The organism is Streptomyces sp. NPDC059582 (assembly GCF_042735715.1).
Taxonomy (GTDB): Bacteria; Actinomycetota; Actinomycetes; order Streptomycetales; family Streptomycetaceae; genus Streptomyces.
Map to the genome: position 1 here is coordinate 82,427 of NZ_JBHWCC010000002.1, position 13,183 is coordinate 95,609.

Below are 13,183 nucleotides of genomic sequence, written 5' to 3' on the forward strand. Positions count from 1 at the left end.
GTAGACTCCGTGCGGTCGGGCCACTGCCCGCCCACACCGACACCTGCGTGAATCGAGGCACACTCATGTCCCGGAGACCCCGTCGTCTGCTGGTGGGCACCATCGCGTGCGTGTCGACAGTCGTCTCGCTGTCGGGGTGCGCGCAAAAGAACGCGGGTACGGGTGACGCGATCAAGGTGACGGCCACCGACACCGCGTGCGAGGTGTCCCGGAAGGAGTTCCCGGCCGGACACGTCGAACTCGACATCGAGAACAAGGGATCCAAGGTCACCGAGGTCTACATCCTGTTCCCGGACGACCGGATCGTCAGTGAGCGCGAGAACATCGGTCCCGGCACCAAGCAGACGGTCACCGCCGAGGTGAAGGCGGGCGACTACACCGTCGTCTGCAAGCCCGGGATGAAGGGCAAGGGCATCCGCCAGGCCGTCGAGGCCACCGGTGGAAAGGCCGCCCAGCGCGACCCACGCCTGGACAAGGCCGTCGCCGACTACCGTGAGTACGCGCAGGAGCAGGCCGACGCCACCGTGCCGCTCGCCGAGACCTTCGCGAGCGCGATCAAGTCCGGCGACCTGGAGGCCGCCAAGAAGGCGTACTCCCCCTCGCGCCTCGGCTGGGAGCGCACCGAGCCGGTCGCCGAGTCCTTCGGCGACATCGACCCGAAGACCGACACCCGCGCCGACGGCCTCGAGGACGGCCAGAAGTGGACCGGCTGGCACCGGCTGGAGAAGTCCCTCTGGCAGGACAAGAAGATCACCGACGAGGACAAGACCCTCGCCGACGAGCTGGTCACCGACCTCGAGGACTGGCAGAAGCGGGTCGGCAAGGCCGAGATCACCCCGACCTCCATGGCCAACGGCGCCAAGGAGCTCCTCGACGAGGTCGCCACCGGCAAGGTCACCGGCGAGGAGGACCGCTACTCGCACACCGACCTGGTCGACTTCAAGGGCAACGTCGAGGGCGCGCAGAAGGCGTACGAGCTGCTCAAGCCGGTGGCGCAGGAGAGCGACAAGGCTCTGACGACCGAACTGGACAAGCAGTTCGCCGCGCTGGACACGCTGCTGGACAAGTACCGCTCGGACAAGACGTCGTACGACTTCGTCTCCTACGAGAAGGTCACCAAGGACCAGCGCAAGGAGCTCTCCGACGCGGTCAACGCGCTCGCCGAGCCGCTGTCCAAGCTCGCCGCAGCCGTCGCGAAATAGAGGACGACCATGACGGACACGCCCCCCGCGCAAGCCGCGCCGACCGCTCGTTCACGGCGTTCGCTGCTCGGCTGGGGCGGCGCGGGCCTCGCGCTCGGCGCCGTCGCGGCCGGCGGCGCGGTCGCCATGACCCGCGCCGGCAACGACCTGGATCCGGCCGCCGCCGGAACGGGTGCCGGGATCGACTTCCACGGCGCGCATCAGGCGGGCATCTCGACGCCCGTGCAGGACCGGCTGCACTTCGCCGCGTTCGACGTGAAGACGGACGACCGCGCCGAGTTCGTGCAGCTGCTGAAGGACTGGACGGCGGCGGCGCGGCGGATGACCGCCGGGAAGGCGGTCGGCGAGGGCGCGTACGGCGGGCTCGCCGAGGCGCCGCCGGACGACACCGGCGAGGCGCTGGGCCTGAAGCCGTCCCGGCTGACGCTCACCATCGGCTTCGGCCCGTCGCTGTTCGGGAAGTTCGGGCTGGCGGGCGAGCGCCCCGAGGCCCTGATCGACCTGCCGAAGTTCGCCGGTGAGGCACTCGACGCGGCCCGCTCGGGCGGTGATCTGTGTGTGCAGGCGTGCGCGGACGACCCGCAGGTCGCCGTGCACGCGATCCGCAACCTGGCTCGCATCGGCTTCGGCAAGGTCGCCATCCGCTGGTCCCAGCTCGGCTTCGGCAAGACCTCCTCGACGACCCCCGACGCCCAGACCCCGCGCAACCTCATGGGGTTCAAGGACGGCACCCGCAACATCGCGGGCACCGAGGCCGACCGGCTGAACAGGTTCGTGTGGGTCGGGGAGAAGGACGGCCCCGACTGGATGGTGGGTGGTTCCTACCTCGTCGCCCGGCGGATCCGGATGCACATCGAGACCTGGGACCGGACCTCGCTCCAGGAGCAGGAGGACGTCTTCGGCCGCGACAAGGGCGAGGGCGCGGCGGTCGGCAAGGCGAAGGAGCACGACCCGCCGTTCCTGAAGGCGATGAAGCCCGACGCGCACGTCCGGCTCGCCCACCCCGACTCCAACGGCGGGGCGACCATCCTGCGCCGCGGCTACTCCTTCACCGACGGCACCGACGGCCTCGGCCGGCTGGAGGCCGGTCTGTTCTTCCTCGCCTACCAGCGTGACGTCCGCGCCGGGTTCGTCCGGGTCCAGCGCAATCTGTCCACCGACGCGCTCAACGAGTACATCCAGCACGTGGGTTCAGCAGTGTTCGCGATCCCGCCCGGCGTCCACGACACGGACGACTGGTGGGGCCGCACGCTGTTCACCGAGGAGGCGTAGCCCGTGTTCTCCAACTACCTGATCGGACTGCGCGAGGGCCTGGAGGCCTCTCTCGTCGTCTGCATCCTGATCGCCTACCTGGTCAAAACCGGCCGCCGGGACGCCCTGAAGCCGATCTGGATCGGCATCGCCGTCGCCGTCCTCATCGCCATGGGCTTCGGCTGCGCCCTCGAATTCGGTTCCCAGGAGCTGACGTTCGAGGCGCAGGAGGCGCTCGGCGGGTCGCTGTCGATCCTCGCGGTCGCCCTGGTGACCTGGATGGTCTTCTGGATGCGGCGCACCGCCCGCCACCTGCGGTCCGAGCTGCACGGCAAGCTGGACGCGGCCCTGGCGATGGGAACGGGCGCGCTGGTCGCCACCGCGTTCCTCGCCGTCGGCCGCGAGGGCCTGGAGACCGCCCTGTTCGTGTGGGCCTCGGTCCACGCGGCCAGCGACGGCACCCCGCGCCCGCTGGTCGGGGTCGCACTCGGCCTGGCCACGGCCGTCCTCCTCGGCTGGCTGTTCTACCGCGGGGCCCTGAAGATCAACCTCGCCAAGTTCTTCACCTGGACCGGCGGCATGCTCGTCGTGGTCGCGGCGGGCGTACTGGCCTACGGCGTGCACGACCTCCAGGAGGCCGACTGGCTGCCCGGGATCAGGAACCTGGCCTTCGACATCAGCGACACCATCGACCCGAGCAGTTGGTACGGCACCCTCCTCAAGGGCGTCCTCAACTTCCAGCCCGACCCGACCGTGTTCCAGGTCACGGTGTGGGCGCTCTACCTGATCCCTGTGATGGTCCTCTTCCTGGCACCCGAACGCTCCCGGACCGCACCACGCCCCGCGAAGGTGTCCGAAGCGTCCCCCGCCGGGCAGTCCACCCTCGCGACCGACTCGGCCTCGGCACGGTCGCAGTCGGAGCCGGACGCCTCCTGATCACGCGCGGCACGCACGTCCGGCCCGGTCGGCCGGTGAACGCGCACAGGAACAGAACGCAACCGAGCCGGGAGAGCGGTGTACGAATCGAGAGAGCCCGTCACCGAGACGGATCCCGCAGCCGCGGCGGCCGGGGTGGTGGCGTGGCTGGGCGCCCGCGACCAAGTCGAACGCGAGCTGCGCGACGCCGTGGGCGGGCAGGCCAGTCACCGGGACGACACGCTGGCGAGGATGGCCGACGTGCTACAGGCGACGGCGCACGGCCTGGGGCAGGAGGCAGCCGCGGTGTGGGCGGGGGTTCCAGTCCGCGTCCTGGAGAGCTGGTTGCGGCGCGATCCCGCCTTCGCCTCCGCCGTCCGGTCGGCCGCCGCGCTGTCGGCGGCCCATGGCCTCCGGCCCGGCGGTGAAGCCACCCCCGCCATGGTGCGGGTGGTGATAGCCGCGCTCGGCCAAGGCGTCACCTGGCCGGCGGCCGCCCGTGCTGCGGGGCTCACCCCGTACCGGCTCCGACAGTTGTGGAAGGCCTCGCCCGTCCTCGTCGCTCTCGTGGACGCGGCACGCAGGACACGGCCGCGTAAGTCGAAGGGTTACGTGCCGGCCGCCTACTGGCCCAGGCGAGCGGGCTGGGCGGCGAACGCGTACAACTACCGTCTGGTGCAGCTGGACGATCCCGCGCTCCCGGTCCCACACGCTCAGGACACCTGATCCGTGGCAGCCGGTCGGCAAAGAGGCACGTCCCGCCTCCGTGTGGCGAACCGCCTCGCGAAGCCGTGGGGGCACATCACCCGAAGGCCGCGCGGTCATGGGGAAGTTGCGGGTCCGAGCAGTACACCACCGATGTCTCGCGAAGACCCCGGATCAGGGGTCGGATCAGTGTCCGGCCTCGTCCAGCAGCCGCCGCAGCTCAGCCTCATCCTCACTCGTGAGCCCTTCGATGAACCGGGCCAGCACCGTGTTCCGGTCCCCGTCCTGGTCGAGTTCGCGGTGCATTCGGCGGGCGGTCAGGCCATGGGAGTCCTCGACCGGGAAGTAGACGAAGCCACGCTTCGCGGGGCTGCGGTCGACAACGCCCTTGTCGTGGAGGCGGGCCAGCAGTGTCGCGACCGTCGTCCGGGCCAGGGGCTGGGGCATCGCGGACCTGACCTCGGCGGCCGACTGCGGTCTCCCCGCCGCCCACAGCGCGGCGAGTACGCTCGCCTCCAGCTCTCCGGCAGGTCGGCGCTCACCGTCACCCTCGATCATGACCCCTCCCTCTTCGTCGGCTGTGCACAGCACAGCAGAAGCGGTTCCGCCCCGGACCCATTATCGGGGGAGACCGCCTCCCGCAACGTCCAGGGCCCCGATGCCGTCCCTCGAGGGTGAGCTGCTCGGCGTTCGGCACCCCGGGGTTATCCGGCAGCGGTCCGCGGGCAGCAAGCGGGCTCTACTCCTCGCCCCGCATACTGACGAGACCATTTCGATGCGCCTCAGCGACGAGTTGGGCGCGGCTTCTGACATCGAGCTTCACCATGGCACGATTTATGTGCGTTTTCACGGTGAGATGCGAGACGATCAAGCGGATGGATATTTCCCTGTTATCCAGTCCGAGAGCCGCGAGGGACACCACCTCCCGTTCCCTCGGAGTGAGGTCACCGAACCTCTCCTCCATTTCGTCACTGGCACCGGTGTGCGCCAACGGGAATATCTTGTCGAGGACGCAGCGAGTAGCGGCCGGGGACAGGTGCGCGTCGCCGCGGCCGACAGCCCTTATCGCCTCGACGAGATCCTCCGCCTGATTCCCGATCTCGAGGAATCCGCTGACTCCGGCATTCAAGGCCCCGAGCACCCAGGTCTCCGCGATGACATCGGCCAACATCACCACCCGGACGGCGAACGCCCATGGCGCCTGCATAATCTGACGCGATACCTCGATACCGTCGATTCCCGTCGCGCGAGCGTAGACGAGGACCACGTCCGGTCGCAGGTCGCGGGCCAGCCGGACACCCTCGATCCCGCTTTCGACCGCTGCGATCAGTTCGATTTCCGATGCACTGCCGACGAGCTCTTCAACACGGGAGTGCACAGAAGCCTGGCCGTAGACCAGCAGCACACGGAGCATCATCCACACCTTCACTGATCAATCGACTAATGCGCCGGGATGACGAAAGGGCACTTGACGTGCATCACGCGTCTTCGGCGCGACCTGCCGCCCGGCCACCGCCGAGCGCGTCGATGTCGGAATGGCAACCCGCCGATTTCGGCACCCCCCGAGCGCATGTACCGTGGGCCGCAGCGAATGACCGTGCAAGCGGGGCACCTTGATGCGACCTCCACAGGAGGCGACGGAAGCTGTCCGCGGCCCTGTAAACGGTCTACGACACTGTAGTCGAAGCCGAGGATGAGTGTGTAGATGGCCTGCCCTGGAAGGCGTGCTGACTCACTTGCCGGGCCGGCGACAAATACCGTGCCGATTGCCCAGTTGGACGCATGCGCGATGAGTGTGTGCCGTCTCGTCGTGCCGAAGGGCGGCTCATGCTGACTCCGCTGTTCGTCGTGCCCCTGGTACTGCCGTTCGTGCTGTGTCTGGCCACCAGCCGCGTGTCGGTGTGGGCGCGGCCGACGGCGGCCCTGTGGATTCTCACGGCGACCACGCTCGTCTCGGCCGTGGCCTGTGTCGTCTCGCTCGCCGCCTTGGTCCTGACCGGCCTCTTCCTCGTCCCGGGCTTCGCGAGGTTCAGTCACTTCGTCCGCCACCTGTGTACGCCGTCGGCCCACGCGGCGGCCGGGTTGGCGATCCTGGCCGCCTGCGCGCTCGCCGTCGGCGGCCTGCGGTTCGCACAGGCCGCCGTACGGCACGGCCGCACGCTACGGGCCGCCCACCGCCAGGTGGCGCGGCTTCCCGTCGTGGGAGACCTCTGCGTCGTCGATTCACCCAGGCCCGACGCGTACGCCTTGCCCGGCCGCCCCCACCGCATCGTCGTGACCGCGGGCATGCTGCGCAGCCTCGAGGCGACGGAGAGGGAGGCCCTGTTCGCGCATGAGCGTGCCCACAACGCCCAACGGCACCACTACTTCCTCACGGCCGCCGAGATCGCGGCACACTGCCATCCCGCTCTGCGCAGAGTGCGCTCGGAGATCCGTCTCGCGGCGGAACTCGCGGCCGACGAAGCGGCGGCCAGAGCGGTCGGGGACCGCAAGCTGGTCGCCGTCGCCGTGGCGCGGGCCGCGTTGGCCAGTCATGAAGCGGGTCCCAGCACACGGCCCTACCTCACCCTCGGCGCGGCGACCGGTCCGGTCTCGCGTCGCGTGGCCACCCTCCTCAAGCCGTCGACGGCCCGCCGGGTGTCGCCGGTTCTCGCGTTCCTCCTGGCTCTGGCCGTTCTCACGTCCGCGAGCGCGACCGTGGCGGCGGTGCTGCATCTGCGCCACGAGGTGGGCGAGGCACAGGGTCTGATCCCGCGCTGACGCGTGTGGGGGAACGATGACGCTCACTCGTCCTCGTCCTCCCGCCCCTCCGGGGACGGCCCGGCTCGGCGGCGCCCCCTCGCCGCCGGCAGGGACGCGACTACGGGGCGGGAGCCCAGCAGCTCCTGCGTGGCCGCGTGCCGCGGATCGGCGAAGACACCTGTCGTGCGGCCGGACTCCACCACTCGTCCGTCGGCGAGGACGGTGATCGTCTCGGTGCGGTCCCGGACCAGCGTCAGATCGTGGCTGATGACGACGAGCGTCATGGACCGGTCCTGCCGCAGCTGCTGGAGCAGATCCATCACCGCGTCACCGGTGGCCCTGTCGAGTGCGGACGTGATCTCGTCGCAGACCAGGACGTCGGGTTCGGCCGCGAGCGCTCTGGCGATCGCCACTCTCTGGCGCTGACCTCCCGACAACTCGTGCGGATAGCGGCCGGCGAAGGCTGACGGCAACCCGACCTGGTGCAGGAGGTCCTCGACGGCCCGGTCGACGGTGCCGGAGGCGGTCCGGCGGTGCACACGCAGGGGTCTGGCCACCGAAGAGCCGACGGTGCGACTGGGATTGAGCGCGCCGAGAGGGTTCTGGGTGATCAGCTGTACGCGGCGGCGCTGCTCGCGGCTGCGGCGCCCCATGGCCGTGGGCAGGGTGACGCCGACCAGCCGCACGGTGCCGGACCGGCTCTTCTGGAGCCCGACGAGGGCACGGGCCAGCGTCGTCTTGCCGGAGCCCGACGCTCCGACGACGGCCGCGGCCGAGCCCCGCTCGACGGAGAAGCACACGCCGTCCAGTGCCGGACGTCCCGCCCCCCTGCCGCCGAACGTCACGCTGAGGTCCTGGACGTCGAGGAGGGGGGCGCTCGCGGCGCCGGTGTCCGGGGCCGGTGCCACCGGCGTCCGTCGGGCTGCCACGACCGGCTCCGGCGGTCGCTTCGCCCGCTCGTCCCGCACGTCGTCCAGACCCAGTTCCACGACGTCGTCCGCGAGCCGTTCGACGACATCCGGGTCGTGGCAGGAGAAGGCCACGGCGAGATGGTGCTCGTGGGCCAGGCGGCGCAGCAGTTCGGCTATCTCGTCGGAGCACCGGGTCGAGCCCGGCCGTGGGCTCGTCCAGGAGCAGCAGGGCCGGTCGCTTGGACAGGGCGCGAGCCAGGGCGACCCGGCGCAGCTGGCCGCCCGAGAGTTCCCCGGGGCGGCGCGAGGCAAATCGATGCTCGGCCGGCAGCCGGACCGCCGCCAGCAGCTCGCGCGCCGCCGTGGGTGCGCGGTCCGCGCTCAGCTCGTTGAGGAGCGTCCGGATACGCAGCCGGGGATTGAGTGCCGACGCAGGGTCCTGGCCGACGTAGGCGATCTCGGTTCTGCGGATCACACGGCGTTCGCGTTCGTCCAGCTCGAGCATGTCGTGGCCGAGCACGTGGACACTGCCGTCCGAGCGTGCCGTACCCGGTGGCAGGTGTCCGAGCAGCGCGCGCAACAGGGTCGTCTTGCCGGCGCCCGACGGACCGGTGACGGCGACAAGCCGGCCCGGGCGCAGACCGAGGGACACGTTCTTGAGCAGCTGGCGGCCGTCCGATGCCGTGACGCCGAGGGTGTTCACCTCGGCCACCGGTGCGGCGAGTCGGGTGACCGTGTCCAGGTGCTGGTCTGGGGTGTGGTTCACAGCAGGGTCACCGCTTTCCGGCCGGTCTGCGGCGCCAGGGCGGCGGCCGCGAGGTTGACGGTGAGCGCCAGCAGACCGACCGCCGCGCTGGGGGCGAGGACGGCCCAGGGATTCAGGAGGATCCCCGGTGAGTTCTCCCGGATCATCAACGCCCAGTCCGCTGCGGGTGGTTGAGGACCGACTTGCAGGAATCCCGACATGGAGACGACATAGACCGCCTCGACGAACCTCAGGCCGAGCACGGCCAGCAGGGTGGCGCGCAGGTTGGGCAGTACCTCCCGCACCACGAGGAACCAGAGGCGTTCGCCGCCGGCGGCGGCTGCCTCGACGTAGCCGGATGCGGCGACGGGGGCGGCGGCGTGGGCGGTGAGGCGGACGGCGTAGGGCAGGCCCAGGACGATCGCCGCGACGACCACGGCGAGGCGGCCGCCGCCTGGCCAGGACAGGGCCACCAGCATGATGCCCAGCACCGCGGGGAGGAGGATCAGCACGTCCGCGGCGCGCTCCACGACGCGGCCGACGGCAGGCCGCAGAGCACCGACCGCCCCGATGACGGCCGCAGCCGCCGTGACCACCACGGCGATGAAGAGCGCCGACAGCACGAGTTCGCGACCGCCCGCCAGCACTCTGCTGAGGACGTCGCGGCCCAGCTGGTCACCGCCGAGGAGGGCTCCGTTCCCGGACTCGGCGAAGGGAATGTCGACGGGTTCGTCCACCGCGTGCGGAGTGATCCACGGCCCGACGAGGGCGAGGACGACGAGCGCGGCGGCGGGCAGGACCCGGAGCGCAACCGCCGGCGAGAAGGAACGCTGCCGCGTCCGCGCGGTGTGGGGGCGGCGAGAGCCTGTCAGCGGCTTCAACTGCGGCCTCCATCGGTACGTCGGGGTGGTGAGAGGAAGTCGGCAGGGCTCCGGACGGTCATCTGCGGCCCACTGCCAGCAGGTCGCAGCAAGTCGGCGACCAGCAGTACGACGGTGATGGCCGCTCCGGCCAGCACGGTCACGCCGGCGATCACCGGGGTGTCGCGGTCGGCCACCGCGGAGGCCGACACGGACCCGATCCCGGGATAGTTGAAGATGGTCTCCACGGCGACAGCTCCTCCCAGGAGCACTCCTGACGAGGTGGCCAGCCCGGTGGCGATGGTCGGCAGGGCGCCCGGCAGCACATGAAGCAGCAGCACCCGGCGCGGCGACAGGCCGTCGAAGACCGCTGCCTCGACGTAGGGGGCGCGGGCCTCGTCGGCGAGGGCCGCACGGGCGATGCGCGTGTTCCAGCCGGTCTGCGGAATGGTCAGGGCCAGGACGGGAAGGACGAGCATCGTCCAGGAAGCGGGATCGCCGTCGCCGTCGGTGAGGGTGACGGCGGGCAGCCATCCGGTCCACAGCGACAGCACCAGGACGAGCGCGACGGCGACGACGAACTCCGGGACGGCGAACACGGCCGTCGACGCGCCGGTGACGATCCGGTCGAGGCGCCCTTCGGGTCGCAGCGCGGCGCAGGACGCGAACGTCAGTGAGAGCAGCGCCGTGAGAACCAGGGCTGTTCCGCTGAGCACCAGGGTGTTGGGGAACGCCGTGGTCAGCAGGTCGGTGACGCGCCCACCGTGTGCGGAGGTCCCCAGGTCGCCGGTGGGCAGGCCGGACATCCAGTCCCAGAACCGGACCAGGACGGGTCTGTCCAGGCCGAGCGTCTCCCGCCGTCGGGCCAGGTCCGCGGCGCTCTCTCCGCGTTCCGAGGTGGCGCCCGCGGCGTCGCCGGGGAGCAGCTCGACGCCGACGAAGACGACGGCGAGGAGCGTCGCGAGGAGCACGGCACGTTTCAGCACGACGAGGCCGACGCGGGCCGCGATCCGCGCCACCGCCGACCGGGCCGGTCGTTCCCGGACAGACGTCACCGGGAGAACGGCCGGCTCTGCGGGGCCCGGGATCAACTGGCCAGCCATGCCGTCTCGAGCTGGACGCGGCCGTAGCCGGGCAGCGTCGGCAGTCCGCGCACCTTGGCGGCGGCCAGGTCGACGCCGTCGGCCATGCCCCACAGCAGGTAGCCGGAGCTGTCGTACTCGATCTGCTGCATCTGCTGGAGCAGTTGGGTGCGCCGGGCCTCGTCGGCGGTGCCGATGGCCTTCTCGTACGCCGTGTCGAAGGCGGTGTCCTGCCACCCCGCCTCGTTCTGCCCGCTGTCGGAGACCATGGTCTTGCTGGCGAAGAAGACCACCGAGTCGTTGGTGCCCCAGTACGTGGTGTAGAGGTCACCCTTCAGCCAGGTCGCGTCCCAGAAGACCGCGGACTCCTGCTTGACGACCTCGACCTTGACGCCGGCCTCGCGGACCTGGGCGGCGAAGAGGGTGGCCGATTCGGCGAGTCCCGAGATGTCCTCGGTGGTCTTGAGCTCGTAGGTCTTGGACGTGTCGAATCCCGCCTCCTTCAGCAGCTGCTTGGCCTTGGCGAGGTCGCGGGTGCGCCGCGGGACGCCCTTGGCGTAGGCGGGGTCGCCGGTGCCCAGGATGTCGTTGGCGACGGTGCCGTAGCCGGACAGGACCTGCTTGACCATGGCCTCGCGGTCGACGGCCAGGCACAGGGCCTCTCGCACCTTGGCATCGGCGAAGGTGCCGTCGGCGGTACGCATGACGATCGGCATCGCCATGTCGTTGGGGCGCCGGACGGTCTGGATGTCGCCGCGCGTCTTGGCGGTGCGGGCGGCGATGGCTCCGGCGTTGGAGGCGAGGTCGATCTGTCCGGCGAGCAGCGCGTTGGCCATGGCCTGCTCTCGACGGCGCCATCGACGTCCTGATCGGCGCCGTCGGCACCGGCGGCGCCCTCTGCGGCACCGGCCGCGAGCTGAGCAGGCTGATATCCGGCTTCACCGTCATCGGCGTGGAACCCAAGGGATCGATCGCCTTCGGCGGCCCCGCCCACGACTACTACCAGTCCGGGACCGGCACCCCCGAGGGCGCCGAGATCGGTGCCCTGGTCGACTTCGACCTGATCGACGAAGGCGTCAAGGTCGGGGACGTCGAAGCCTTCGCGACCTGCCGGGCCGTCGCCCGCACCGGCCTGCTGATCGGCGGCTCGGCCGGCGGTGTCGTCCACGAGGCGCTGACCCGCCTTCCCGACCTGCCGCCGGGCACGACTATGGTCGCCCTGGTCAACGACGGCGGGGAGAAGTACATGGACACCGTCTTCAACGACGACTGGATGAGCGAACGGAACCTTCTGAGCCCCGACACCGAGCGGGAGATCGACGAACTGCTCACCAAACTGCGCGGGAACCGGTGGACCACATGCTGACCACCCTCCTCCGCGACAGCCGCGCACTCGGCGTGCTCGCGGTTCCGCTCGTCCTCACCCAGCTCGCCCAGGTCGCCCTCACGACCACCGACACGGTGATGATGGGACTGCTGGGCACCACCGAACTCGCGGCCGGCGGCCTCGCCATCGTGATCTTCAACCAGATCCGCACCATGGGCGTCGGCCTCGTCACCTCGGTCGGCAACCAGGTCGCCGCAGCCGCGGCCCGCGCCGAGCGGCCGGCCGACGACACGGCCGGCGCGCGGGAGTCGGCGCACGACGAGGTACGGGCCATCGTGCGCGCCAGTCTCGCCGTCGCCACCCTCGCCGGGATCGCCGGCGCCCTGCTGATGATCCTCATCGGGCAGGCGCTGGCCTGGCTCGGCCAGGACGCCGACGTGGTCCACCTCACCCGGAACATGCTCTACGCGCTCGCCCCCGGTCTGCTGCCGTGCCTGTGGTTCCAGGCCGTACGCCAGTTCACCGTCGGTATGCGCCGCCCGCAGGCACTGCTCCGGATCACCCTCGTGTCCATCGGTGTGAACGCGGGCCTGAACTGGGCCCTGATCCATGGCACGTTCGGCCTTCCCCGGCTAGGACTGACCGGCGTCGGAATCGCCACCTCGACCGTCTACCTGCTGTCCTTTCTGGCCCTGTTCCTCGCCGCCAAGAAGGACACCGCGCTCTCCGCGCACCTCACGGTCGACATCACCCACACCGACCCGGCCGTGCTCAAGCGCGTCCTCGGTCTCGGTGTGCCGATCGCCGCCACCTACGGCTCGGAGGCCGGGTTCTTCTCCGTCACCGCCTTCATGGCAGGCTCCTTCGGCCCCGACGCGCTGGCCGCGCACACGGCCGTCAACCAACTCGTCTACATCGTCTTCCAGGTGGCCGTCGGCCTGTCCCACGCGGCGTCCATCAACGTCAGCCGGGAGCTCGCCCTCGGCGACCACGACGGCGCCCGGCGCATCAAGAACACCGCGCTCGCCTGTGCCGCCGCCGTCATGACCTGCGTCGGCGTGCTGTACCTGACGGTGCCGCGCCTGGTGCTGGCGCCGTTCCTCGACAGCGGTTCCGGCCAGGCCCTCACCCTCGCCACCCACCTCCTGATCGTCACCGCCTTCCTGCAGTTCTTCGACTGTGCGCAGAACATCGGCGTCGGACTCCTGCGCGGGCTCGACGACACCAGGAGCGGCTTCCGGATCACCCTCATCGGCTACTGGGCCGTAGGACTGCCCGCCGCTTGGCTTCTCGCCTACGCCCTCGGCCTCGACACCCTCGGCATCTGGCTCGGCCTCCTCACCGGTCTCGCCGCCACCGCCACCCTCCTGCTGCGCCGCTACAGCGCCGCCCTCGCCGTCGCCCGGCCGCTCACCGCGGCGACCGTCTGAACCGGCGCGCGCG

Annotated in this window: 11 protein-coding genes and 3 pseudogenes; 7 read left to right on the top strand and 7 right to left on the bottom strand. The window is 70.7% G+C overall.

Features of this window, described 5'->3' with window-relative positions; translation table 11 throughout:
- The first annotated feature begins 65 nt into the window (after positions 1-65).
- From efeO to ACFV0T_RS02465, 4 genes are all read left to right on the top strand, one after another.
- Entirely contained in the window at positions 66-1,202 is a 1,137-nt protein-coding gene (gene efeO, locus ACFV0T_RS02450) for an iron uptake system protein EfeO (RefSeq protein ID WP_385773561.1), read from the top strand.
- Positions 1,203-1,211: 9 nt separating this feature from the next.
- The gene (gene efeB / locus ACFV0T_RS02455) at positions 1,212-2,474 is read left to right on the top strand and encodes an iron uptake transporter deferrochelatase/peroxidase subunit (RefSeq protein WP_385773563.1); all 1,263 of its coding nucleotides are present in this window, start codon (positions 1,212-1,214) and stop codon (positions 2,472-2,474) included.
- Positions 2,475-2,477: 3 nt separating this feature from the next.
- The gene (gene efeU / locus ACFV0T_RS02460; protein ID WP_385773564.1) at positions 2,478-3,389 is read left to right on the top strand and encodes an iron uptake transporter permease EfeU; all 912 of its coding nucleotides are present in this window, start codon (positions 2,478-2,480) and stop codon (positions 3,387-3,389) included.
- A 78-nt stretch (positions 3,390-3,467) separates the two neighbouring features.
- Positions 3,468-4,094, top strand: a complete 627-nt coding sequence (locus ACFV0T_RS02465; RefSeq protein ID WP_385773566.1) for a hypothetical protein — start codon at positions 3,468-3,470, stop codon at positions 4,092-4,094.
- A gap of 165 nt (positions 4,095-4,259) precedes the next feature.
- On the opposite strand, the gene ACFV0T_RS02470 is transcribed toward ACFV0T_RS02465, so the two are convergent.
- Together ACFV0T_RS02470 and ACFV0T_RS02475 are read right to left on the bottom strand one after the other, a co-directional pair.
- On the bottom strand, positions 4,260-4,631 hold the full coding sequence (locus ACFV0T_RS02470) for a BlaI/MecI/CopY family transcriptional regulator (protein WP_385773568.1): 372 nt from the start codon (positions 4,629-4,631) through the stop codon (positions 4,260-4,262).
- Positions 4,632-4,812: 181 nt separating this feature from the next.
- Entirely contained in the window at positions 4,813-5,478 is a 666-nt protein-coding gene (locus ACFV0T_RS02475) for a LuxR C-terminal-related transcriptional regulator (RefSeq protein WP_385773569.1), read from the bottom strand.
- Between the two features lie 422 nt (positions 5,479-5,900).
- Here ACFV0T_RS02475 and ACFV0T_RS02480 point away from each other — a divergent pair, with 422 nt between their 5' ends.
- Complete coding sequence (locus ACFV0T_RS02480; RefSeq protein WP_385773571.1) at positions 5,901-6,833, top strand: M48 family metalloprotease; 933 nt, start codon at positions 5,901-5,903, stop codon at positions 6,831-6,833.
- 23 nt (positions 6,834-6,856) lie between these two features.
- Here ACFV0T_RS02480 and ACFV0T_RS02485 read toward each other — a convergent pair whose 3' ends face one another.
- The 5 genes and pseudogenes from ACFV0T_RS02485 to ACFV0T_RS02505 all read right to left on the bottom strand — a co-directional run.
- The gene (locus ACFV0T_RS02485; protein WP_385773573.1) at positions 6,857-7,858 is read right to left on the bottom strand and encodes an ABC transporter ATP-binding protein; all 1,002 of its coding nucleotides are present in this window, start codon (positions 7,856-7,858) and stop codon (positions 6,857-6,859) included.
- Between the two features lie 130 nt (positions 7,859-7,988).
- Positions 7,989-8,492 (bottom strand): annotated as a pseudogene (locus ACFV0T_RS02490) (ATP-binding cassette domain-containing protein); the annotation flags it as partial.
- Positions 8,489-9,343: an ABC transporter permease gene (locus ACFV0T_RS02495; RefSeq protein ID WP_385773979.1), complete on the bottom strand. Its 855-nt coding sequence runs from the start codon at positions 9,341-9,343 to the stop codon at positions 8,489-8,491. The gene ACFV0T_RS02495 and the pseudogene ACFV0T_RS02490, both read right to left, overlap by 4 nt.
- Positions 9,344-9,348: 5 nt before the next feature.
- Entirely contained in the window at positions 9,349-10,434 is a 1,086-nt protein-coding gene (locus tag ACFV0T_RS02500) for an ABC transporter permease (protein ID WP_385773575.1), read from the bottom strand.
- Positions 10,419-11,255, bottom strand: a pseudogene (locus tag ACFV0T_RS02505) (ABC transporter substrate-binding protein); the annotation flags it as partial. The gene ACFV0T_RS02500 and the pseudogene ACFV0T_RS02505, both read right to left, overlap by 16 nt.
- Here ACFV0T_RS02505 and ACFV0T_RS02510 point away from each other — a divergent pair.
- Positions 11,255-11,779, top strand: a pseudogene (locus ACFV0T_RS02510) (pyridoxal-phosphate dependent enzyme); the annotation flags it as partial. The pseudogenes ACFV0T_RS02505 and ACFV0T_RS02510 overlap by 1 nt on opposite strands.
- Positions 11,773-13,170, top strand: coding sequence for an MATE family efflux transporter (locus ACFV0T_RS02515; protein ID WP_385773577.1), 1,398 nt, complete (start codon positions 11,773-11,775; stop codon positions 13,168-13,170). The pseudogene ACFV0T_RS02510 and the gene ACFV0T_RS02515, both read left to right, overlap by 7 nt.
- The last annotated feature ends 13 nt before the right edge of the window (positions 13,171-13,183 follow it).